The organism is Actinacidiphila paucisporea (assembly GCF_900142575.1).
Lineage (GTDB): Bacteria > Actinomycetota > Actinomycetes > Streptomycetales > Streptomycetaceae > Actinacidiphila > Actinacidiphila paucisporea.
The window spans coordinates 372,473-394,152 of the sequence record NZ_FRBI01000004.1 but is presented as its reverse complement, the minus strand read 5'-3'; the positions used below and the strand labels follow the sequence as shown (position 1 = coordinate 394,152).

Below are 21,680 nucleotides of genomic sequence, written 5' to 3'. Positions count from 1 at the left end.
CCAGGTACGCCCGCGGGTCCGGCGCCCGCACTCGCCGTACGCCGTCGCGAAGCTCCTCGCCGGCCGCTACGCGCGGCCCGCGGCGCGTTCCGCGCCCAGCCGCTCGTAGTGGCGCAGCACGTCGAGGTCGTCCACCGAGCCGGGGTTGACGGCCTTGTCCAGCTCGGTGCCCTGGAGCAGCCGCTTGACCGGGACCTCGATCCGCTTGCCGGTGAGGGTGTGCGGGACGCCGGGCACCGCGATGATCTCGTCGGGCACGTGGCGCGGCGACAGCTGGGCGCGGATCGCGTCGTTGATCCGGGCGCGCAGCGCGTCGGTCAGCTTCGCGCCCTCCGCGAGCTGGACGAACAGCGGCATCCAGTAGCCGCCGTCCGGCTCCTCGATGCCGATGACCAGTGACTCGCGGACCTCCGGGAGGCGCTCGACGACCTCGTAGATGTCGGCGGAACCCATCCGTACGCCCTGCCGGTTGAGCGTCGAGTCGGAGCGGCCGTGGATGACCACGGTGCCGCGCGCGGTGAGGGTGATCCAGTCGCCGTGCCGCCACACGCCGGGGAACGTCTCGAAGTAGCTCTCGCGGTAGCGGGCGTCGTCGGGATCGTTCCAGAAGCGCACCGGCATCGACGGCATCGGGTTGGTGACGACCAGCTCGCCGACCTCGTCCACCACCGGCCTGCCCTGGGCGTCCCACGCCTGCAGGTCGGTGCCCAGGCACGCCGCCTGCAGCTCGCCGACGTAGACCGGCAGCGTCGGCACCCCGCCGGCGAAGCAGCTGCACACGTCGGTGCCGCCGCTGACCGAGGCGATCCATAGGTCCTCGGCGATCTCGTCGTGCAGCCAGCGGAAGCCGTCGGGCGGCAGCGGTGAGCCGGTGGTGGCGACACAGCCGACCCGCGACAGGTCGAAGTCCCGCCCCGGGTGCACCCCGGCCTTGCGGCAGGCGATGACGTACGCGGCCGAGGTGCCGAAGACGGTGGTGCCGGTCTGCTCGGCGACCCGCCACTGCGCCTCGATCGCGGGGTAGCCGGGGCTGCCGTCGTAGAGGACCACGGTCGCGCCGACCAGCAGTCCGGACACCAGGAAATTCCACATCATCCAGCCGGTGGAGGTGTACCAGAAGAAGCGGTCGTCGGGGCCGAGGTCGAGGTGCAGTCCGGTCTGCTTGAGGTGTTCGAGCAGGATGCCGCCCTGGGACTGGACGATCGCCTTGGGCAGTCCGGTGGTGCCCGACGAGTACAGCACCCACAGCGGGTGGTCGAACGGCACCTGCTCGTAGACCGGTTGCGGGGCGTCGGCGACCAGGTCCCGCCATTCCAGGGCGCCTTCGGGCGCCGGGGTGCCCAGCAGCGGGATGTGCACGGTCGCGAGCAGGGACGGCAGGCCGGCCCGGGTCTCGGCGACGACGCGGGTCCTGTCGTGCTCCTTGCCGCCGTAGCGGTATCCGTCAACGGTGAACAGGACGACGGGTTCGACCTGCTGGAAGCGGTCCAGGACGCTGCGGGCGCCGAAGTCGGGGGCGCAGGAGGTCCACACGCCGCCCACCGCGGCGGTGGCGAGCAGCGCGACGACGGCCTGCGGGATGTTCGGCAGGTAGCCGCTGACCCGGTCGCCGGGGGTCACGCCGAGCCGGCGCAGCGCCGCGGCGAGCGAGGCGACCTGCCGGGACAGCTCCGCCCAGCTCAGGACGCCGGTCTCCATGCGCTCGTCGACGTACAGCACCGCGGGCAGGTCGGCGCGGCCGGCGTCCAGGGCGGGCCGCAGCGCGTGCTCGGCGTAGTTGACGGTCGCGCCGGGGAACCAGCGGGCGCCGGGCATCGAGGCGTCGGCGAGGACGGTCTCGGCGGGGGCGCCGAAGCGCACGTCGTACCACTCGGTGAGCGCCCGCCAGAAGGTGCCCGGCTCGCGCACCGACCAGGCGTGCAGCGCCGCGTAGCCGCCCTGCGGGTCGTCCGGCAGCACGGCGGGGGCGCCGTGCCGCTCGTTCGCCCACCGCTGGAAGCGGGTCACCGACGCCCGGGCGACGCGTTCGGGGCCCGGGGTCCACAGGGCTTCCGGCGCTCGGTCGGCTTCGGTCTTACGGGTCATGGGGCGGCTCCAGGACGGTCCACGGCACGGCTGGTCAGGACGATGCCATGTGATCGACCACCGCGCCAGGGCGGCCCCCCACAGGTGCGCGGCGCCGGATATGTGGACCGCGCGGCCGCACCCGAAGGTGAACACCGGCTGAACGGTCGGCGTGGCGTGCGTGGGCGGTGAGAAGCTGGGGGCCATGGATGCTCGGGACCTGCTGCGGTCGATACGGATGGCGGGTTCCGCCCAGGGACGGCGTTCTGCCAGGTCGGCGTGGCGCCGGCAGCGCACCGACGCCCGCGACCTGCCGCGGCGCGGAGCGGAGCGGGCGCGGGTGCCGGGGGCGGCGCTGGAGGCCGAGCCGATGCCGGGCGGCGGCTCCGTCCGCTTCGCCCGGTCGGAGCTGCGTGTGCGGGTCGGGGTCGGCGGCGCCGTCTTCTGCGGCTGGGACGGCGCGGAGCCCGAGCCGTCGTACGCGGTGGCGGGCACCCCGAGGCGGGGCTCGTCGCGGGAGCGGCCGGGCGGCGGCCTCCCGGAGGCCGACGAGCGGGCGGTGCTCGAACCCGACGTGGACGGCTGGCGGGTGGTCTCCGAGCGCGTGACGGTGCGGATCTCGCGGCACGGGGCGGTGGAGATCCGCACCCCCGGCGGCCGGCTGCTGCGCCGCGAGCTGCCGCCGCGCTGGTGGGACCCGGTCGGTGCACAGCAGGAGCGGGGCGTCGCCCGCTGGGTGCAGCGCTCGGAGACGCCGGCCGACGCCCGGGTCTACGGTCTGGGCGGCCGGGCTGCGGGACCGCGGCTCCCTGCGGGCACCTACCGGCTGTGGAACACCGACCCCGGCGGATCCTTCGAGCCCGGCGACGACCCGCTGTACATCACCATGCCGGTGCAGATGGTGGTCGCCGACGCGGGCTGCCACCTGGTCTTCCACGACAACACCTGGGACGGCCGGATCACCCTGCGCGACGGCGAGGAGGGCGCGGGCTCCGGCCATGACCGGCGGGGCGGCTGCGAGGTGCGGATGGACGGCGGCCCGCTGCGCTACTGGGTCGTCACCGGTACGCCGTCCCGGGTCCTGGCCGGCTGGACCGCGCTGACCGGGCGGCCCGCGGTGCCGCCGCGCTGGGCACTGGGCCCGCACCACTCGCGGTGGGGCTTCGGCAGCGCGCAGGAGGTCCGCCGGGTCGTCGCCGGCTACCGCGAGCACGGGCTGCCGCTGTCGGCGCTGCATCTGGACATCGACCACTTCGACGGCCACCGGATCTTCACCGCCGACCCGAGGCGCTTCCCCGACCTGCCGGGCCTGGCGCGGGAGTTGGCCGGGCAGGGGGTACGGCTGGTGTCGATCGTGGACCCCGCGGTGAAGGCCGAGCCGGGATACGGGGTCTACGAAGGGGGCCGGGCGGCGGGCGCGTTCGTGCGTGACGCGCGCGGCGGTGAGGTGCGGGGCGTGGTGTGGCCGGGCGATGCGGTCTTCCCCGACTTCACCGACCCCCGGGTGCGCCGGTGGTGGGGCGAGCTGTACGCCGAGCGGCTCGCGCAGGGCTTCGCCGGGGTGTGGCACGACATGAACGAGCCGGTGTCCTTCGCCGCGTTCGGCGACGCCAGCCTGCCGCGCTCGGCCCGGCACGCGCTGGACGGCCGCGGCGGCGACCACCGCGAGGCGCACAACGTCTACGGCCTGACGATGGCCCGCGCCGGATACGAGGGGCTGCGCGAACTGCGCCCCGAGCAGCGCCCGTTCCTCTTCTCCCGGTCGGGCTGGGCGGGCATGCAGCGATACGGCGGCACGTGGTCCGGCGATGTGGCGACCGGCTGGGCGGGCCTGCGGGCGTCGCTGGCGCTGGTGCTGGGACTCGGCCTGTGCGGGGTGCCGTACTCGGGTCCCGACGTGGGCGGTTTCACCGGGTCGCCGTCGCCCGAGCTGTATCTGCGCTGGTTCCAACTGGGCGCCTACCTGCCGTTCTTCCGCACGCACTCGGCGATCGACGCGGGGCGCCGGGAGCCGTGGGAGTTCGGCCCCCAGGTGCTCGGCCACGCCAGGGCTGCGCTGGCCGGGCGGGCCAGGCTGCTGCCGTATCTGGACACCCTCGCGCATGTCGCGCACCGCACCGGGGCGCCGTACGTACGTCCCCTGTGGTGGAATTCGCCCGGCGACCGGGCGCTGCGCGAGTGCGGTGACGCCTTCCTGCTGGGGGATTCGCTGCTGGTGGCACCGGTGATGGAGCCGGGGGCCACGACCAGGGCGGTACGGCTGCCGCGCGGGCTGTGGTACGACACCGCGACCGGCGAGCCGCACCGCGGGCGCGCCCAGGTGCTGCTCGACGCACCGCTCGGCCGGATACCAGTGCTGGCCAGGGCGGGCGCCGTGCTGCCCGTCGCGGGCGCGGACGGCGGCACGGAGCTGGAGGTGTGGGCGCCGCGGCAGGGGCGTACGGGCGGCGGTGTGGTCTTCAGCGGCGACCCCGAGGGATGGGGCAGGCCGCGGATGGAGCGCTTCGTGTCGCGGTGGGAGGACGGCGCGGTGGTCGTCGAGCGGGACGGCGGTGCGGTGCCCGCCTACACCGTACGGGTGCGCGGCGCCGGGTCGTAGCCGCCGGCGAACCAGCGGCCGGCCGCCTGGGTGTGCAGGGGGAAGCCCAACTCCTCGGGCGCGTAGACCACCTGGTGGCCCTCGGTCTCGTCGGTGGGGACCGAGGGCGGCAGGTCGCCCGCGTCGCGCCGCGGCAGCAGCCCGAACAGCAGCAGGTAGCCGGCCTCGTCGGTGAGGGCGTCGGCGAGCACGACGTCGGAGGCGTCCGCGATGATGCCGGTCTCCTCGGACAGCTCGCGGGTGACGGCGTGCTCCCAGCTCTCCCCGTGGTCGATGAAGCCGCCGGGCAGCGCGAGTTGCCCGCGGCTGGGCTGGATCGCGCGGCGGATGACGACCAGGCCGTCGCCCCGCGGGCCGCGGACCGGCAGCAGGGCGACGGCGACCGGCAGCGGGTTGCGGTAGGCGACGGTGCCGCAGGCCGGGCAGCGGCGCGGCCAGCCGGCGTCGGCCGGGTAGCGCGCACCGCACGCGGAGCAGTGCGAATTGCGTGCGAAAGGCGTCGTCTGGGGCACTGGAGCGGCAGCGGACACGCCCGGACTGTATCCGATCATCTGTCGCGGCACGCCCGGGACCTGATAGTCCATGGGCATGCCGAAACTCAGCTCTCTACTGCGAGCACTCGTCCCCGCTGTCGCCACACTGGTCGCCGTCGCCACGGGCGGCCCGGTGCAGGCGCGCGCCGGGCATCCCGCGCACCCGGAGCCCAAGGCGCCCGCGCAGTTCGTCGCGCTGCGGGACGTGGACCCGACGATCGTCCAGGAGATCCGCTACTACACCCCGCACAACTTCACCGGCGCGCCCATCGACGGCTACCGCAAGCCGATGTGCATCCTGACCAGGGCCGCAGCCGAGGGGCTGCACCGCGCGCAGGTGCGGTTGCTGCGCAGCGGCTACACCCTCAAGGTCTACGACTGCTACCGGCCGCAGCGGGCCGTCGACAGCTTCGTCACCTGGGCGGAGGACCTGAACGACACGAAGATGAAGGCGGAGTTCTATCCGCAGGTCGACAAGACCCGGTTGTTCGAGGACGGTTACATCGCCGCGAAATCCGGCCACAGCCGCGGCAGCACCATGGACCTGACGATCGTCCCGCTGCCGGCCAGGCCCACCCGCCCCTACCGGCCCGGTGAACCGCTGACGCCGTGCTACGGGCCGAAGGACCAGCGCTTCCCCGACAACTCGCTGGACATGGGCACCGGTTACGACTGCTTCGACACCCTCGCCCACACCCTGGACCCGCGGATCCAGGGCGTGCAGCACGCCAACCGGATGCTGCTGGTGAACGCCATGCAGGCGCAGGGCTTCACCAACCTGCCCGAGGAGTGGTGGCACTACACGCTCGCCTCCGAGACCTTCCCCGACACGTATTTCGACTTCCCCATAGACCGCAGCTCCCTGACCCGCTGACGGGCGGCCCCCGAGGACTCCAGCATCACCGGCGCCCCGAGCAGTGACCCGATCGCCTCGCTCCACAGGCGCGGGTCGCTGCTCGGGGTGTCCCACAGGGCGGGCGCCGCGCGCAGCATCCGCCCGGTCAGCTCCGCCTGCCGCGCCAGGTCGCCGGGCGGCCCGGGCGGCAGCCGCTCGACCAGGGCGCCGTCGATGCCGTAGCCGCGGCAGATCCGCAGGCCCCGGCAGCGGCGGGGCGCGTCCAGGTGGGTGACGGCCAGCGCGTCCACTCCCCCGCAGGTCTCGACGGCGTAGGTGTGCGCGACCGCGTCGAAGTGGCCGACGCGGAAGGCGCCCTGCCAGCGGCCGTGGCCGTTGTGCGGTTCGGGCAGCAGCGCGGCCAGCTCGGGGTCCTCGGTCACCAGCGGCCCCGGACCGTGCCGGGTGGTGTACGTCCGCACCACGCCGAGCCGCAGCCCTTCGCCCGCCGCTCCCGCCTCGGCCAGCAGCGTCTCGGCGTGCGCGAAAGTGGTGGTCGACCAGGTGGTGAACGGGTGGAAGCCGTGCCATTCGTCGAGCAGGACCCCCTGGGCGCCCTCGAAGACCAGCGGCCCGCGCGCGGCCAGTTCGGCCAGGCGGGTCCCGCCGGTGAGCCGTACGGCCCGGGCGAAGGCCACGTACGCCTCGGCGCACGCCTCCAGCGGCGGGGCGGCCAGCGGGCCCAGCTCGTCGGTGAGCCGGTCCCGCAGCAGCCGCAGCCGGCGCAGCAGGCGGGGGCGTGAGACGCAGTCCCCGGCGGTCGGCGCCTCACCGGGGTGGGCCAGCGCGTAGCGGGCGGTCTCCCCCACCCCCATCCCGCACGAGCCGTGCCGGGCCTCGCCCCTGGCCTGCTCGCGCAGCCGGTTGGCCGCCGCGTGGTAGGGCGTGGTCAGCGGCGCCTCCCGGTCGACGGCGATCAGGGCGTACGGGTCCGGTACGCCCAGGGCGCGCAGGTGGTCGGCCTCGGCGGCGAGCGCGAGAGGGTCCACCGCGGTGAAGCGGGACAGCAGGGTCGGCACCCCGCGCAGGGTGCCGGAGCCGAACTGGGCGAAGGTGTGGTGGCGGCCGTCGGACGTGACGACGTTGTGGGCGGCCTGCGCGCCGCCGTTGAAGCGGACGACGGCGGCGACACCGCCGGACCGGCAGAGCCGGTCGACGGTGGCGCCCTTGCCCGCGTCGCCGAAACCGAGGTCGACGACGACGGTGTGCCGACGCCCGCCCCGGGCCGCGGTGCCGCCCATCACCGGCCCGACAGCGCCCGGGCCACGGTGTCCACCGCCGTGGAGCCGACGTCGGCCAGGTCGGCGAGGCCGGCGGCCAGGTCGATGGCCTCCTCGCCGAGGCCCACCGTCAGGGCGATGGTCTCGCAGACCGCGTCGAGGTCGTCCAGCTCGATCACGTTCTGGCCCAGCAGCCGGCGCCACAGGGTGAGCACTTCGGAGTTGCCGGCGTAGGAGGCGCCGGCCGGGAGGATGTAGTGGACGTGGTATCTGCGCTTGAGCTCGGCGAGGATGTCCTGGACGGGGATGTCGTGCCGGATCGTCTCACCGAGGACGTCGCGCACCTCGCGGGCCTTGACCTTGCCGTAGGGCATCTCGTCGCCGATGAGGAAGAGGTAGCCGCGCCGGCCGCGCTTCTCGTGGCAGTCCAGTGCCGTGTGCCGGGCCATGGCGTAGAGCGCGAGTTCGTACGACTCGGTCATCTGGCCGCCGCCCCCGCCCTCCAGCAGGATGTTGCCGAGGTCGTCGTCCATCCGGTTGTCGGACTCGAACTGGCCGAGCTGGAGCGGGACCCGGTCGCAGGTCGCGTCGCCGACCGCGCCGAAGAGGATCTGCGGATCGCGCACGTAGCCCTTGCGCAGCAGCAGGCCGAACAGCTCGGGCAGTTTGGTCTGCAGGGTGCGCGGGACGCCGCCCATGGAGCCGGTGACGTCGAAGAGGACCGCGATGGCCAGGGATTCGGGGTGCTCGTCGGAGTCGCGGCTCTCCCGCAGGGCCAGGCCGTGCGGGTCGAGCGTCTGGTGGGCGCGCCAGGTGTGCCGGGGCGCGGAGTGCCTGACGTGGTCGTTGTAGGCGAAGGCGTCGGTGCCCGAGGCGGCGCGGTAGCGCGCGGCGGCGTCGTAGACATTGGTGGACCAGCTTCCGCTGCCCATGGTCGTCCCCCTCGTGATGGTGTGGTGTGCGGCGGTTCTTCGGCGGTCAGGCCGGTGGCGCGGGGACCCGCGCGGGCCGGTGTGCGGCGGTCCTCCGGCGGTCAGGCCGGTGGCGCGGGGACCCGCGCGGGCCGCGGTCGGGCAGGGTCCGGGTGCGTCATCGCACTCCGGCCTCGCGGTCGGGGCGCAGCAGCGCCGGGTGCAGCAGCCGGGCGTCGCCGGCCCGGTAGAGGCGGGCGCGCGGCCCGCCGCGGCTGCCGGGCCGGGATTCCGTCTCCCCGGTGGACTCCACGAAGCCGGGCACGGACAGCACCTTGCGGTGGAAATTGCCGGCGTGCAGCTCCGCGCCCCACACGGTCTCGTAGACCTCGCGCAGCTCGGTGATGGTGAAGGTCTCGCCGAGGAAGGCGGTGGCCAGCGGGGTGTACTCGATCTTCGCCCTGGCCCGCTCCAGGCCGTCGGCGAGGATGAGGCCGTGGTCGAAGGCGAGCCTGCCCGCGCTGTCGGTTCCGGGCCGGCGGCCGGTACCACCCCCGTAGGTTCCGGTCCGCCGACCCTGCTCGAAGGGACGCGGACGTACATGGTCCGGTTGCCCCGGTGGCGATATTGCTTCGACCGGCAGCCAGCCGGCGCCCGCCGCGTCGCCGCCCGCCTGCGCGTCGGGCAGCCCGGGGGCGAAGGCCAGATAGGCCACCGAGACGACGTGCATCCGCGGGTCGCGCCGCGGGCCGCCGTAGGAGCCGAGCTGTTCGAGGTGCACCCGGTCCAGCGCGGCGGCGTCCAGGCCGGTCTCCTCGGCCAGTTCGCGGGCCGCCGCCTCGTCGAGCGATTCGCGGCCGGCCCGCACGAAGCCGCCGGGCAGCGCCCAGCGGCCGGCGAAGGGCGGCCCGCCGCGCTCCACGGCGAGCACGTGCAGCCGGCCCGCGCGCAGCGTCAGCGCCACCACGTCCACGGTGACCGCGATCGGGTCGAAGGCGCGCGGGTCGTATCCGGCCAGGAAGTCCCGCTCCGCCTGCCCGCCGTCCGGCTCCGCCATGGCCACCACTCCTCCCGCCGCCGCGTCATTCTCATATTGAGTATTTCTCGGTACGAGAAGAACCTACCACGGGGGTCCGGCAGCGTCCACGGCACGACAGGAACATCCGGCGGCGTACGACGACTTGACGCTCAGTCACCGCCAGGCAACACTTCCGGCAGCGCGACGCCGGTCGGCGGGAGGGGATTGCGCACTCCGGTCGTCCGCGCGCGCCCATTCCCCTACGGTCGTCACCGACCGGGCAAGGGAGCGTGAACATGAGCCAGACCGTCCCGACCCATGTGGCCGCGATCGACCAGGGCACCACCTCCACCCGCTGCCTGATCTTCGACGCCGCGGGCCAGGTCGTCGCCTCCGACCGGCGAGAGCACCGGCAGATCCTGCCCAGGCCCGGCTGGATCGAGCACGACGCCACCGAGATCTGGGCGAAGGTCCAGGCCGTGGCGTCGGGCGCGCTGGCCAGGGCCGGGCTGCGCCCCGACCAGTTGACGGCACTCGGCATCGCCAACCAGCGCGAGACGGTGGTGCTCTGGGACCGCTCCACCGGCCGCCCGGTGCACAACGCCGTGGTCTGGCAGGACACCCGGACCGCCGCGCTGTGCACGGAACTGGGCGGCACCTACGGGCAGGACCGCTTCCGCGACACCACCGGGCTGCCGCTGGCCCCCTACTTCTCCGGGCCGAAGATCGCCTGGCTGCTCGACCATGTGCCGGGGCTGCGGCACCGGGCCGAACACGGCGAGATCGCCTTCGGCACCATCGACTCCTGGCTGATCTGGAACCTCACCGGCGGCACCGCGGGCGGCGTCCACGTCACCGACGTCAGCAACGCCTCACGCACCCTGCTGATGGACCTGCACACCCTGGACTGGGACCCGGCGATCCTGGCCGCGATGGACATCCCCGAGGCCGTCCTGCCGCGCATCCGCCCCTCCGCCGAGGTCTACGGCCTCGCCACCGGGCGGCTCGCGGGCGTGCCGGTGGCCGCCGCCCTCGGCGACCAGCAGGCCGCGCTGTTCGGGCAGACCTGCTTCGACCTCGGCGAGGCCAAGAACACCTACGGCCCCGGCAGCTTCCTGCTGCTCAACACCGGCGGCCGGCCGGTGCCCTCCGCCAGCGGCCTGCTCACCACGGTCGCCCACCAACTGGGCGGCGAGCGGCCGGTGTACTGCCTGGAGGGCTCCATCGCGATCACCGGGGCCCTGGTGGAGTGGCTGCGCGACCGGCTCGGCGTGATCCGCACCATCGAGGAGATCGAGCCGCTGGCCGCCAGCGTCCCCGACAACGGCGGCGCCTACTTCGTCCCCGCCTTCTCCGGCCTCTTCGCCCCCTACTGGCGGTCCGACGCCCGCGGCGTGGTCACCGGCCTGACCGCGTACGTCACCAAGGCGCACCTGGCCAGGGCGGTCCTCGAAGCGACCAGTTGGCAGACCCGCGAGGTCGTCGACGCCATGCAGCGCGACTCGGGGGTGCGGATCGGGGCGCTGCGGGTGGACGGCGGCATGACCGTCAACAGTCTGCTGATGCAGCACCAGGCCGACGTGCTGGGTGTGCCGGTGATCCGGCCGGTGGTCGCCGAGACCACCAGCCTCGGCGCCGCCTACGCGGCCGGGCTGGCCACCGGGGTGTGGGACGGTCCCGACGCGCTGCGGGCGCACTGGCGGGAGGACACCCGCTGGAAGCCGGGCATGCCCGAGGCGGTACGCACCCGCGAATACCGGCGCTGGAAGAAGGCCGTGGAGCGCAGTCTCGACTGGCTGGACGACGAGCCGCCGGTGCCCACCGGCCGCCGCGGTTGAAAGCGCCGGTGAGCCGCGCGGCGCGGCGGGCGGGACGTCAGGACGCCTCAGGTGGCGGCCGGCGCGCGGCGGCCCGCCGCCACCGCCGCCGCGTGCTCGACCACCGCGATCAGCACCTGCTTGGCCGACTCGCGCTCCCGCGCGTCGCACAGCACCACCGGCACCCCCGGGTCGAGGTCGAGCGCCTCGGTGACCACGTCCGGGGCGTGCAGCTGGGCGCCGTCGAAGCAGTTCACCGCGACCGCGAAGGGGATGCCGCGCCGCTCGAAGTAGTCCACCGCGGCGAAGCAGTCCTCCAGCCGCCGGGTGTCGGCCAGCACGACCGCACCCAGCGCGCCCTGCGCCAGCTCGTCCCACAGGAACCAGAACCGGTCCTGCCCGGGTGTCCCGAACAGGTAGAGTACCAGGTCCTCGCGCAGCGTGATCCGGCCGAAGTCCATCGCGACGGTGGTGGTGCGCTTGCCTTCCACGCCCGCGAGGTCGTCGACCGGCCGGCCCGCCTCGCTCAGCGCCTCCTCGGTCCGCAGCGGCCTGATCTCGCTGACCGTGCCGACCAGGGTCGTCTTGCCGACCCCGAAGCCGCCGGCGACCAGCAGCTTGAGCGCGACCGGCTCCGCGGCGGACGGCTGACGACGGCGGTCGGCGTGGGCGATGGCCATGGTGTCTTCTACTTCCCTGCAGAGGTGCGGACTTGGGGTGGTCGCACGGGGTACCGGCAGCCTAGTGGTCGCTACAGCGCCCGCAGACCGTTGATGACCTCGCGCAGAATGCTCTCGTCAGGCAGTTCGGCCGGCGGCACCGGCTGGTGGACCAGGACGTGCCCGGCCTCCAGCAGGTCGCCGATGAGCACCCGGACGACGCCGACGGGCAGATCGAGGTCGGCGGCGAGTTCCGCCACCGACACCGACTGCACCCGGCAGTGCTCGACGATGTCGAGATGCTCAGGTGACAGGGTGCGGTCCTCGTCGACGCCCGCGTCGGCGTCCTCGTCCCGTGCCATCACCAGGGCGATCAAGTCGAGCTTCGCCTCGGCCGCGTGGCTCGTACGCCCACGTGTCATCGCGTAGGGCCGTACCACCGGCCCTGCCGCGTCGTCGTACCAGCGGTCCGATTCAGACGTCATAACACCCTGTCACCCCATGTCCGCTTGGCGGCCCTCAGCCGCTCAGTGCCGTGCCACCGCTGTGCCGAGGGGCGGCGGCCAGATGGACCCCCACCCGCTTGACCAGCAGGGCCATCTCGTATGCCACCTGGCCGACGTCGGAGTCCGCGTCGGCCAGCACCGCGAGGCAGCTGCCGTCGCCGGCCGCCGTGACGAACAGGAAGGCCTCGTCCAACTCCACGATGGTCTGCCGGACCTGGCCGGCGTCGAAGTGCCTGCCGACGCCCTTCGCCAGGCTGTGGAAGCCGGAGGCGACCGCCGCCAGATGCTCCGAGTCCTCTCGCGTCAGGCCGTCCGATGCGCCGGTGGCCAGGCCGTCCCCGGACAGCACCAGAGCCTTGCGAATACTGGCGACCCGGGTGACCAGGTCGTCCAGGAGCCAGCTCAGCTCACGTGTCGGGCTCGATGCTGCAGTCATCGACCGTTCCCCTCAGGTGTCGTTCTCGGTGCTGTCGTCGATGGGTCGTCGCCAGGTGCCGCCGCGCCGTCCGGCTCGGCCTCCGCCGCCTGGCGGCCGCGCTGCCAGCCGCGCTGGATCGCGGACATCCGGTCGCGTACCTCGTCGGCGGACCGCTCCCGGCCGCCGTCACGCTCCTTGTCTGCGGAGCCGGACCGTGCCGCCGCCGCGTCGGCCCGCAACTGCGGCGCCAGGCTGGCCTGCCTGACCCGCCGCGGCAGCACGACGCCGCCGCTGTCCGCGCCGTCCGCGGCCGGCTCCGGGGCCGTGCCCGGCGTCTCCTGCCGCTCCTGCCGCGGGCGGGGCAACGACGGTACGGCCGTCACCGCCCGCGGCACCTGCTGCGTCGCCGTGCGGGGCCTGCGGCGGGGCAGCGGCAGCGGTTCCGCGGGCGCCTGCTCGTCTGCCCCGGGGGGGCCGGCCGGCTCCTGCGGGCCGTCGAGCCCCCGGGCGAAGGCCGCGGTCAGCGGCTCCTCCTGGTGCGGGGCGTGCTCCTTGTGCCGCTCACCGCCGATGTCGTCCACGCCTTCGAGACCCCACTGGCGGAACGTGTGCTCGGTGTCGCCCGCCGCGTCGAGGCCGAGCGGCTGCGCGGCCCCGGGCAGCCGGGTGCCGGCGGTGTCGTCGCCGGTGTCGCTGAGCAGCGTCTCGGGGATCATGACGACCGCGGTGGTGCCGCCGTACGCCGACTGCCGCAGCGAGACCCGTACGTTGTGCCGCCGGGCGAGCCGGCTGACCACGAACAGGCCGAGCCGGTCGGTGTCCGACAGCTCGAACTCGGGTGTCTCGGCGAGCCGCAGGTTCGCTTCCAGCAGCGCGTCGGGCGTCAGGCCGAGGCCGCGGTCGTCGATCTCCAGCACGAACCCGTTGGCGACCGGCTCGCCGTGCAGCTTCACGGTGGTGTGCGGCGGCGAGAAGACCGCGGCGTTCTCGATGAGTTCGGCGAGCAGGTGGGTGAGGTCGGCGACCGCGGCGCCGGCGACCGCCAGCCGCGGCAGCCGGCGTACCTCGATCCGCTCGTAGTCCTCGACCTCGGCGATCGCGGCCCGGACCACGTCCATCAGCTGCACGGGCTTGCGCCACTGCCGGGAGGGGGCCGCGCCGGAGAGGATGACCAGGCCCTCGGCGTGCCGGCGCATACGGGTGGTCATGTGGTCGAGCCGGAAGAGGTCGGCCAGCTCCTCGCTGTCCTCGGCGCGGCGCTCCATCGCGTCCAGCAGGGTCAGCTGGCGGTGCAGCAGCACCTGGCTGCGTCGGGCGAGGTTGACGAAGACCTCGGAGACGCCCTTGCGCAGGTCGTTCTGCCGGACGGTGGCCTCCACGACGGCCCGCTGGAGGGTGTTGAGCGCCTTGCCGACGTGGCCGATCTCGTCATCGGCGTACTCCAGCCGCGGCACCTCGGTCTCGACGTCGATCTGCTCGCCGGCCGCCAGCCGCCGCATGACCCGCGGCAGCCGGGTGCCGGAGACCTCCTGGGCCTCCCGGCGCAGGCCGGTCAGGTCCCTGATCAGGCCGCGGCCGACGCGTACCGAGACGAACAGCGAGGAGACCACCGCGATCAGGCCGATGCCGATGACCAGGGCCGCCTTGACGATGTCGGCCGTCCCGACCGGCTGCTTGTCCACCAGCCGGTTGTCGGTGGCGGCGTCGAGCCGGCCCAGGTCGTCCATCGCGGTCGCGGCGAGCCCTGGCCAGGACAGGTGGGCCGCCACGATCGGCGCGTCGGAGACGCCGCCGGCGATCACCGCGTCCTCGGCGGAGCGCAGCGACTTGCCGTTGCCGTCCTTCCAGTACGTGTCGTAGGGCGCGCGCTCCTCGTCGGACAGCTGCCACAGGCTGTTGTCGTAGTAGTTGCGCTGCTCGGCCACCGCGAAGGTGAAGGACCGCAGTTCGCCGTCGCTGATGTGCCCGGTGCTGATCGCGGCGGCCATCAGCGCGTCCTCGCGGCTGACCTCGTCGCGGGCGCGGTCGAGCTGGACGGCCGAGTGGTGCTCGTCGTCCAGCGCGAGGTCGTTGTGCGGGTTGAGCGAGTCGAAGAGCTGGAAGGCCGGCTCCGTCATCGCGTTGTACGCCTCGTAGACGTCGTTGCGGCCGATCCGGCCGTCGTCGGCGCGCTGGCGGAGCGTGGTGAGTCCCTCGACGGTGGTCAGGAACGTGTCGAGCCGGGTGCGTGCCTGGGCCGCCAGGGTGCCGCGTATGCCCGAGGTGGCGATACGGGTGCGCATCTTGGCGATCGAGGCGTCGGTGACCTGCTGCTGCTTGGTGTAGCCGATCCTGGCCTGCGAGTCCCGGGTGTTGGCCACGTAGATCATGGCTGCCCTGCGCTCCTGCTGGAGGCTCTGGACCGCGTCCTCGCCCGGGTAGCCGACATTGTCGAGCACCCGCTGGACGTTGGGCCGGTGCAGCAGCGGACGGCTGGTCACGATGGCGCCGAAGGCCCAGATGAAGGTCAGTGACACCAGAGGGATCAGCAGCAGCGCCACGATCTTCCGGCGGATCGTCGTACCGCGAAAGCTCATGGCCTCCCCAACGTCTCCCCCGCGAGGGGGCGTCTGTCTCGTTTAAACGGCGTGAGCCTACTACCGCCTCAGCGGTAACTCGAAAGTATGTCGGGGGGTTGGGCAGGTCTGCGGCGAAACGTACCCCGGAATGCACCTGGAGGATTCGGGGCAGCCACTCTTCATGGACTTAGAACAGCGGACCGTGTGGGTGGAAGAAACCGGCACACCGCGGCTGGCCGATCCGGTTCGGGCCGCCGCGGTGCGGGCGGGCCTGATAGCCGCGGGCGCGCTGCTGCAGGGCGTCACCGACGCCGTGCTCGCCCTCGGGCACTCGTGGCTGTCCGCGCCGCTGCTGCTGACCACGGTGCTCACCTCGGTCATCGCCACCTGGGCGGTGCTCGACGTGTGGGTGACCCGCCAGGTGTGGAATCAGCGCAACGGGGTGGTGTCCAGCCCGAGCAGCGCCGCCAGGGCCCTGCGCCGGGAGCGGCGCAGGGCGCGGCGGGCGGCCCACGGGGCCCGGTCGCAGCCGGCGAGGCGGCACCAACCGCGGCACATGGGGGTGTGAGGGGTCAGCGGGCGGCGGGTCGGGGCTGCGGTAGGGGCTCCGACCCGGGTCCCGGCCCCGGTGAGGCGTCCGGTCCGGTGTCCGGCGCGGCTTCCGGTCCGGCTTCCTGGGGCACTTCTGGCAGCGCTTCCGGGGCCGCTTCCGGCGGGCGGCGGAACATCCTGGTGGCGGTGATCTCGCCGTGCACCTGCTCGCCCTGCGGGTCCGGCACCGGGAGGCCGGGCCTGAGGTGCTCCTCAACGCTGATGTATTTCAGGCCGGCCCGCAGGTCCGCGTCATTGCGCAGCCTGACCACGAGCGGGAATTCGGCCAGCGCGGTCGTGTCGAAAAGCCCCGTGGTGTAGATGAGCTGCACCCCGAGCGCGTCCGCCACCGCCCGTTGCAGCTCCAGCAGATACGTGGCATTCGCACGCCCGATCGGATTGTCGAGGAAGAGCGTGCCCGCGTGCCGCTGGCGGTCCCTGCCGCGGTCGTTGCTCCGCAGCGCGGCCATCGTGCAGTAGAGCGCGATGGCGGCGGTGAGCAGCTGGCCGCCGGAGAAGACGTCGCCCATCTGCCCGACGGGGACGCGCTCGGCACGCAGCACGGCGTCGGGCTTGAGGATCTCCACCGCGATCCCGCGCGGCTGGAGAGCCGCGCCGACCCCGCGCAGCAGCAGCGACATCCCGTCGCGCCGCAGGTCGGAATTCTTTCGCAGCGCCGACCTGGTGGCCTCGTCGATGACCTCGCCGAGGCGCTCGGTCAGCACCGCCTGGTCGGGGTCCTCGAAGCGGATCCGGAGGAATTCCTGCCCTGACCACTCGCCGAGGCCCTCGGGCAGCCGGGACAGCCGCTGGGCCGAGCGCAGGGTGGCGAGCGCGGACTCCACCAGGCCGCGCAGCCGGTCCACGATGATGTCCCGGTTGCGCTCCAGCTGGCCCAGCTCGTCGGTCAGCACCCGGAGCCGGGGCGCGAAGGCGCTGGCCCAGGCCGCCGCGTGCTCGGGCAGCGCGGCGCCGGGCAGCTCCCTGATCTGCTGCCTGGCCGGGGTCCTGACCTGCTCGAAGCGGACCGCGTTGGCATGCCTGACCAGCACGTCTGCGGACTCGCGCAGCTGCGTCTCGGCGGCCGACAGGTCGGCGGCGCAGCCGCGCAGGCCGCGCCGGGCCTCGGCTGCGGCCTGCCGGGCCGCCTCCTGGCTGCCCGGATACGGCTGCGGCTCCTCCTCGTCGGGGTGCTGCGGCGGCCCGCCGTCCCGCAGCAGGTCGCGCAGCAGCGCGGCGGTCTCGTCGAAACCGCCCGCCGCGTCCTCGGCGGCCCGGTGTGCGGCGACCAGGTCGGCGTGGGCGGCGGTGGCCTGCTCCAGTGCCTCGCTGCGGGCGGCGACCTCGGTGGTGGCCGCGCGAAGCAGCTCCTGCGCGTGGTCGGCGTCGCGCGGCTGCAAGGCCTCGGGCAGCTCGGTGTGGTGCGGTGCGCCGCCGGGCGGCGCGAGGCGCTCCGCTTCGCCGCGCAGCCGGCCCAGCTGCTCGCTGGCGGCGGACGCGCGGGACTCCAGGGTCTGTACGAGTGCTTCCGCGCGGCCCGCCGCGGCCTGCCGGGACGGGCCGTCGGCGCCGTCGGGCCCTTCGAGCAGCTGGGCGGCGCGAGCGCGCACCTTGTTGGTGAGCCGGTCCAGCTCGACCAGCGCGGCATTCTCGGTGCTTTCCGCCCGCGCCTGCTCGGCCCGCAGGTCGGCGCCGACGCCGACCTTCTCGTAGACCTCGGAGGCCGCCCGGTAGGCCTCGCGCAGCGCGGGCAGCGAGGTGGCGGTGTCGCCTTCCGCGGCGGCCGCCGCCGTGCCGTCGTCGGGGGCGCCGGCGATCTCGGCCCGCTCCGCGCGCAGCACCCGGGCGGTGCGGCGGGCGTCGTCCGAGGCGCGCTGGGCGGCCCTGCGGTCCTCGTCGGCGGCGCGGGCCTGCGCCAGGCAGGCCTCCGCGCGGGCCTCCGCCTCCGCGGCGTCCGTGGTCAGCTCGCGGGCCCTGCGCTGCCAGTTGGCCCGCTCCCGCAGCCGGTGGGCGAGCCCGGCCAGCGCGTCGGCGCTGCGGCGTGCCTGCTCGGCGGCGGCCCTGCGGGTGTCGCTGTCCTGCGCGGCCTCCGCGGCGACGGCCTCGGCCTCGGCGCGGGCGGCGCGCGCGGCGGCCAGCTCCGCGCGGGTGCGCTCGACGGTGTCCCGGGCGGCGGCGGCCTCCGCGGCCAGTTCCGCGAGACGCCCCTGCGGGCAGGCGGCACGCCAGGAGGCGAGCCGGGCCGCGAGCGTACGATCGTGGGCGAGGCGCGCCGCGAGCGCCCTGATCTCCTCCTCGCGCGCGGTCGCCCTGGCCCGCAGCGCCCGGCGCTCACCGTCCGCCGCGAATTCGTCGTGCATCGCCGGGTTCGGCGGTACGAGGAAGACGTCCGGCTCGGTGCCGGCCGCCGGGGGCGGGGCCAGCAGCGCGGCGGCGGTGCCGACCGCCACCGTGGAGCGCGGCAGCAGGGCCGCCTGCGCCAGCACCTCCCTGGCCCGCTGATACGTCCCCGGCTCGGTCACCACGACCCCGTCGACCAGCTCGGGCCTGGCAGCGAGCACCACGGCGTGGTCGGCCGGGTCCACGGCCTGCGCCAGATAACGCCACCCGGGCAGCGCCGGAATGCCGTGCTCGCCCAGATACTCGACGGTGGCCAGCACGTCGGGGCCGGGCGGCAGCAGGCCCCCGTCTCCGAGCGCCCCGAGAATCCGCGCGTCGTCCGCGGCGGCGGTCCGCAGGTCGAACAGCTGCCGCTCCGCGGCGGCCACCGCGCTGTCGAGCAACTCCCGCAGCGGCTCGGCGAATTCCTCCAGCCTGCCGGGACTGATCCCACCGTCCCGACCGGCACCGGAGCCGGTGCGTTCGCCGGACGGACCGGCCGTCCCACCCGCGCCGGCGGCCCGCGAGCCGGTAGCGCCGGACCCGGGCTGCTCGCCCGATGGGACGCCATGTGCGGCGTCCCCGCCGGACGGAACGGCCGTCCCGCCCGCGCCGCCGGCCCGCGAGCCCGCAGTGCGGGACCCGGGCGGAGCGTCGGTGGGGGCGCCCGTCTGGGCCGCCTGGGAGTCGCCGGCTTCGTGCGCGCCTCGGTCACCGGTGGCCGGGCGGGGGGTGGGGAGGCTGAGGAGGGCGGTGAGACGGGGATCGGTGGTCAGGGAGGTGGCGGACAGGGTCGCCGCGGACAGGGCGGATTCCGCGGTGGACAGGGCGTCGGCGGCGCGGGCCGCGGCCAGTTCGGCGCGGGATTCGGCCGCCGCGGCGTCCCGGGCGCGGGCGGCCGCGGCGCGGGCGGTGTCGGCGGCGGCGCGGGACAGCTCGGCGGCCGAAGCCTCCGCGTCGGCGGCGGCGAGGGCCGCGCGTGCGGGGTCGGCGTCGGGCGCGGAGTCGTCGAGCCAGCCGGACCGTACGGCCTCGGCGGTCTCCTGCTCGACCTCGGCGAGGCGCTGCGCGAGGTGCCCGGTCTCGCTGCGGGCGCGCTGCGCCTCGGTCGCGGCGGCGGTCGCGTCCCGGTGCGCGGTCTCCGAGCGCGCCTGGAGCTCCGCCGAGCGCTCCTCCTCCTCGTCGGCCTGCCGCTCGGCGCGGGCGGCGGCGCCGTGCAGCGCGCGTACCAGCTCGGCGGCGGCCGTGGTGCGGGCGGCGAGCGCGGGGGCGGCGTCCCGCTCGGCCTCGCGGATGGCCGCGCTGACCCGCCGCAGCCTGTCCCCCGCGGCCCGCTGCCGCAGGACGGTCTCGGCGGCCTGCCAGGCGGCGTGCAGGGTGCGTGCGTCGCCCAGCTCGCGGCGGACTGCCGCCGCGCCCTTGTCCGCCGCGGCCAGCGCCAGCGACGCGTGGCGGTACGCGATTTCCGCCGCGGTCAGCGCGCTGCCCGCGCGGGCCTGCTCGGCGTCGGTGACCGCGTGCGCGGCCCGCGCCATGTCCTGGGCGATCTCGCCGGTCCTGGCACGCTCCTGCTGGGCGCGGGCCGACAGCCGACGGGCCAGCGCGCGGGTGCGGCGCTCGGACTGGGCGTGCACGGCACGGGCCCGGTCGCGGGCCTCGGCGCCGTCGACGATGCGTTCCAGCAGGTCGAGCGAGCCCGCGGTGAAGTCGCGCTCCGCGGTCAGCTCCGCCCGGCGGCCGAGCTTTCCCGCGAAGCCGTGGACGAGGTCGGCGAGACCGTCGGTGTCACGGGTGTCGGTGACGGCGCGCAGCAGCAGGTCGGTGAAGTCGGAGTCCTTCTTGACCGCGAACAGGCCCGCGGCCTCGCCCTCGTCGGCGTTCATCTCCCGCTGGTAGCGGAACAGTTCGGGGTCGAGGCCCAGGCCGCCGAGGTGTTCGTTCCACCGGTCGTGGATCTCCTCCCACACCACGTCCAGGTGCGGATAGGCCTTGCCCGCCTCGGTGAGCGCGTCCCTGAAGCCCTTCATGGTGCGGCGCCTGCCGCGGGCCCCTGAGGCGCCCTCGACCGGCGGGCGTACCGCCGTGGACTCGGCGACCGGCAGCGAGTCCAGGCTCAGCCCGGGCCCCGGCCGGAAGGAATACCAGGCCTCGGCGAATCTGCGCGGGTCGGCCGACACCTGCCGGCCGCGCCACTCGCTGACCTTGCCGACCACGACCAGCTCGCCGGTGACAGTGTGCTGCCACTCCAGCGCCACATGCCCGCAGTCCTCGGCCAGCAGGAATTTGCGCAGCACACCGGAGCTGGCGCCGCCCAGCGTGTTGCGGTGCCCGGGCAGCATCACCGAGAAGATCAGCTTGAGCAGGACGGACTTCCCGCCGCCGTTCTCCAGGAAGAGCACTCCGGCGGGGGCCGGGCGGCGCGGCGGCCCGGCCGGCTCGTCCGCGAAGAAGTCGCCCTGTGCCGGGGCGGGTTGCGGCACCGGCTCGCCGACGCCCCGCAGGTCGAGCACCGTGTCGGCGTAACGCGCGCCGGCGGGCCCGATGGAGTAGAGGCGGAGTCGGGAAAGCTCGTACATGCGGCGGACTCTCGTGGCTGGGTGGGGCGGGTGGGCTCGGGCGGGGGCGGTTCAGGCGGAGGTGTGGAAGGGCAGGCCCGCGTCGGCGACCAGGTCCGCGCCGTCGTCGGAGGCGGCCGCGGGCAGCAGGCTCGCGGTGCCGTCGGTGACCGGCACGACGCCGAGGTCGAGCAGTTCGGCCATCGCCGCGCTGCCCGCCATGTCGCGCACCTGGAGCTGGTAGCGGGCGGTGGTGCGGTACGTGCCGCCGGACTCGTCGCCGGTGCGCTGGAGGAAGCCGGAGTCGACCAGGAAGGCGAGGGCCTTGCCGATGATCCCGGTGGTCGAGCCGGCCAGCCGGCGGGCGTCCTTGGTCGCGCCGGTGGCGGTGCGCCGGGTGTAGACCCGCCAGGCCGCCTCCAGTCCGGGCGCGTCGCTGGCCGGGTCGGTGTTCTCGCCCGTCTCGTCGGCTCGCTCCTCCAGCCGGCGGCACGCCTGGCGGACGAAGGCGTCGACCCCGTTGACGGTGATCCGGCCGATGTAGCCGTCGTCGGCGAGGTCCTCCGGGCGCGGGAAGGCCAGCGCGGCGGCTGCCAGATGCGCCAGCCCGTGCAGGAACCTGTCCCCGGCGTCGGAGGCGGCCCTGCGGGCGTAGTCACCCATGCGGACGGCGAAGACCGAGTCCTCGCCGGCGGCGACGGCCATGCCGGCCCGCGGCGAGACTTCCAGCACGACCAGGCCGAGCCCGGCGGCGACCGCGTCGGCGATCCGGGCGAAGCCGGGGTCCTCGCGGTGGCGTCTGACCAGCTCGGCATATTCCACGTCCCTGGCGGGCAGCAGCTTCGGCTGCAGGCCGAAGCCGACCAGGCGGGCGGCGTCGGCGACGTCGCCCGGGGTCAGGGCCGCGGCGCCGTCCCTGGGCGATTGCTGGGCGGCTTCCCCGGTCTCCGCGTCGTC

At 74.7% G+C, this 21,680-nt stretch carries 15 protein-coding genes; 4 read left to right on the top strand and 11 right to left on the bottom strand.

Features of this window, described 5'->3' with window-relative positions; all coding sequences use genetic code 11:
- Positions 1–66 precede the first annotated feature (66 nt).
- The gene (locus BUE44_RS09695; protein WP_073496139.1) at positions 67–2,085 is read right to left on the bottom strand and encodes an acetoacetate--CoA ligase; all 2,019 of its coding nucleotides are present in this window, start codon (positions 2,083–2,085) and stop codon (positions 67–69) included.
- 184 nt (positions 2,086–2,269) lie between these two features.
- Between BUE44_RS09695 and BUE44_RS09690 the strand changes: the two genes are divergently transcribed.
- Positions 2,270–4,663 (top strand): glycoside hydrolase family 31 protein, encoded by a 2,394-nt coding sequence (locus BUE44_RS09690; RefSeq protein ID WP_073496248.1) that lies wholly within the window; start codon positions 2,270–2,272, stop codon positions 4,661–4,663.
- Here BUE44_RS09690 and BUE44_RS09685 read toward each other — a convergent pair.
- Positions 4,630–5,214, bottom strand: coding sequence for an NUDIX domain-containing protein (locus BUE44_RS09685; RefSeq protein WP_073496246.1), 585 nt, complete (start codon positions 5,212–5,214; stop codon positions 4,630–4,632). The two genes, BUE44_RS09690 and BUE44_RS09685, sit on opposite strands and share 34 nt — an antisense overlap.
- Positions 5,215–5,251: 37 nt before the next feature.
- Between BUE44_RS09685 and BUE44_RS09680 the strand changes: the two genes are divergently transcribed.
- Positions 5,252–6,070: a M15 family metallopeptidase gene (locus tag BUE44_RS09680; RefSeq protein WP_073496244.1), complete on the top strand. Its 819-nt coding sequence runs from the start codon at positions 5,252–5,254 to the stop codon at positions 6,068–6,070.
- On the opposite strand, the gene BUE44_RS09675 is transcribed toward BUE44_RS09680, so the two are convergent.
- The 3 genes from BUE44_RS09675 to BUE44_RS09665 all read right to left on the bottom strand — a co-directional run bounded on the left by BUE44_RS09675 (position 5,995) and on the right by BUE44_RS09665 (position 9,279).
- Complete coding sequence (locus BUE44_RS09675; protein WP_073496137.1) at positions 5,995–7,332, bottom strand: adenylosuccinate synthetase; 1,338 nt, start codon at positions 7,330–7,332, stop codon at positions 5,995–5,997. The two genes, BUE44_RS09680 and BUE44_RS09675, sit on opposite strands and share 76 nt — an antisense overlap.
- The gene (locus tag BUE44_RS09670; protein ID WP_073496135.1) at positions 7,332–8,243 is read right to left on the bottom strand and encodes a hypothetical protein; all 912 of its coding nucleotides are present in this window, start codon (positions 8,241–8,243) and stop codon (positions 7,332–7,334) included. The genes BUE44_RS09675 and BUE44_RS09670 overlap by 1 nt, the downstream gene beginning before the upstream one ends.
- A gap of 157 nt (positions 8,244–8,400) precedes the next feature.
- Positions 8,401–9,279: an NUDIX hydrolase gene (locus BUE44_RS09665; protein ID WP_073496133.1), complete on the bottom strand. Its 879-nt coding sequence runs from the start codon at positions 9,277–9,279 to the stop codon at positions 8,401–8,403.
- A gap of 257 nt (positions 9,280–9,536) precedes the next feature.
- Between BUE44_RS09665 and glpK the strand changes: the two genes are divergently transcribed.
- Positions 9,537–11,078 (top strand): glycerol kinase GlpK, encoded by a 1,542-nt coding sequence (gene glpK / locus BUE44_RS09660; protein WP_073496131.1) that lies wholly within the window; start codon positions 9,537–9,539, stop codon positions 11,076–11,078.
- A 47-nt stretch (positions 11,079–11,125) separates the two neighbouring features.
- On the opposite strand, the gene BUE44_RS09655 is transcribed toward glpK, so the two are convergent.
- From BUE44_RS09655 to BUE44_RS09640, 4 genes are all read right to left on the bottom strand, one after another.
- Complete coding sequence (locus tag BUE44_RS09655) at positions 11,126–11,737, bottom strand: GTP-binding protein (RefSeq protein WP_073496129.1); 612 nt, start codon at positions 11,735–11,737, stop codon at positions 11,126–11,128.
- 71 nt (positions 11,738–11,808) lie between these two features.
- Positions 11,809–12,201 carry a DUF742 domain-containing protein gene (locus tag BUE44_RS09650; protein WP_073496127.1) on the bottom strand — a complete coding sequence of 131 codons (393 nt, stop codon included), beginning with the start codon at positions 12,199–12,201 and terminating at the stop codon, positions 11,809–11,811.
- A 34-nt stretch (positions 12,202–12,235) separates the two neighbouring features.
- Complete coding sequence (locus BUE44_RS09645) at positions 12,236–12,658, bottom strand: roadblock/LC7 domain-containing protein (RefSeq protein ID WP_073496124.1); 423 nt, start codon at positions 12,656–12,658, stop codon at positions 12,236–12,238.
- Positions 12,655–15,216 carry a nitrate- and nitrite sensing domain-containing protein gene (locus BUE44_RS09640; RefSeq protein WP_073496122.1) on the bottom strand — a complete coding sequence of 854 codons (2,562 nt, stop codon included), beginning with the start codon at positions 15,214–15,216 and terminating at the stop codon, positions 12,655–12,657. Before BUE44_RS09640 ends, BUE44_RS09645 begins: the two co-directional genes overlap by 4 nt.
- 163 nt (positions 15,217–15,379) lie before the next feature.
- Here BUE44_RS09640 and BUE44_RS09635 point away from each other — a divergent pair, with 163 nt between their 5' ends.
- Positions 15,380–15,766 (top strand): hypothetical protein, encoded by a 387-nt coding sequence (locus BUE44_RS09635; RefSeq protein WP_235001985.1) that lies wholly within the window; start codon positions 15,380–15,382, stop codon positions 15,764–15,766.
- 4 nt (positions 15,767–15,770) lie between these two features.
- Here BUE44_RS09635 and BUE44_RS09630 read toward each other — a convergent pair whose 3' ends face one another.
- A complete protein-coding gene (locus tag BUE44_RS09630; RefSeq protein WP_079189617.1) occupies positions 15,771–20,744 on the bottom strand; it encodes a hypothetical protein in 4,974 nt (1,657 codons plus the stop codon).
- Positions 20,745–20,795: 51 nt separating this feature from the next.
- Positions 20,796–21,623, bottom strand: a complete 828-nt coding sequence (locus BUE44_RS09625; RefSeq protein WP_073496241.1) for a hypothetical protein — start codon at positions 21,621–21,623, stop codon at positions 20,796–20,798.
- Positions 21,624–21,680: the final 57 nt, after the last annotated feature.

Excerpts from the sequence above, each read along its gene's own strand:
- BUE44_RS09690 (WP_073496248.1), top strand. The coding sequence starts at position 2,270 with ATGGATGCTCGGGACCTGCTGCGGTCGATACGGATGGCGGGTTCCGCC.
- BUE44_RS09650 (WP_073496127.1), bottom strand. The coding sequence starts at position 12,201 with ATGACGTCTGAATCGGACCGCTGGTACGACGACGCGGCAGGGCCGGTG.
- BUE44_RS09685 (WP_073496246.1), bottom strand. The coding sequence starts at position 5,214 with ATGATCGGATACAGTCCGGGCGTGTCCGCTGCCGCTCCAGTGCCCCAG.
- BUE44_RS09670 (WP_073496135.1), bottom strand. The coding sequence starts at position 8,243 with ATGGGCAGCGGAAGCTGGTCCACCAATGTCTACGACGCCGCCGCGCGC.
- BUE44_RS09640 (WP_073496122.1), bottom strand. The coding sequence starts at position 15,216 with ATGAGCTTTCGCGGTACGACGATCCGCCGGAAGATCGTGGCGCTGCTG.
- BUE44_RS09665 (WP_073496133.1), bottom strand. The coding sequence starts at position 9,279 with ATGGCGGAGCCGGACGGCGGGCAGGCGGAGCGGGACTTCCTGGCCGGA.
- BUE44_RS09675 (WP_073496137.1), bottom strand. The coding sequence starts at position 7,332 with ATGGGCGGCACCGCGGCCCGGGGCGGGCGTCGGCACACCGTCGTCGTC.
- BUE44_RS09695 (WP_073496139.1), bottom strand. The coding sequence starts at position 2,085 with ATGACCCGTAAGACCGAAGCCGACCGAGCGCCGGAAGCCCTGTGGACC.
- BUE44_RS09655 (WP_073496129.1), bottom strand. The coding sequence starts at position 11,737 with ATGGCCATCGCCCACGCCGACCGCCGTCGTCAGCCGTCCGCCGCGGAG.
- BUE44_RS09680 (WP_073496244.1), top strand. The coding sequence starts at position 5,252 with ATGCCGAAACTCAGCTCTCTACTGCGAGCACTCGTCCCCGCTGTCGCC.
- BUE44_RS09635 (WP_235001985.1), top strand. The coding sequence starts at position 15,380 with ATGGACTTAGAACAGCGGACCGTGTGGGTGGAAGAAACCGGCACACCG.
- BUE44_RS09630 (WP_079189617.1), bottom strand. The coding sequence starts at position 20,744 with ATGTACGAGCTTTCCCGACTCCGCCTCTACTCCATCGGGCCCGCCGGC.
- glpK (WP_073496131.1), top strand. The coding sequence starts at position 9,537 with ATGAGCCAGACCGTCCCGACCCATGTGGCCGCGATCGACCAGGGCACC.
- BUE44_RS09645 (WP_073496124.1), bottom strand. The coding sequence starts at position 12,658 with ATGACTGCAGCATCGAGCCCGACACGTGAGCTGAGCTGGCTCCTGGAC.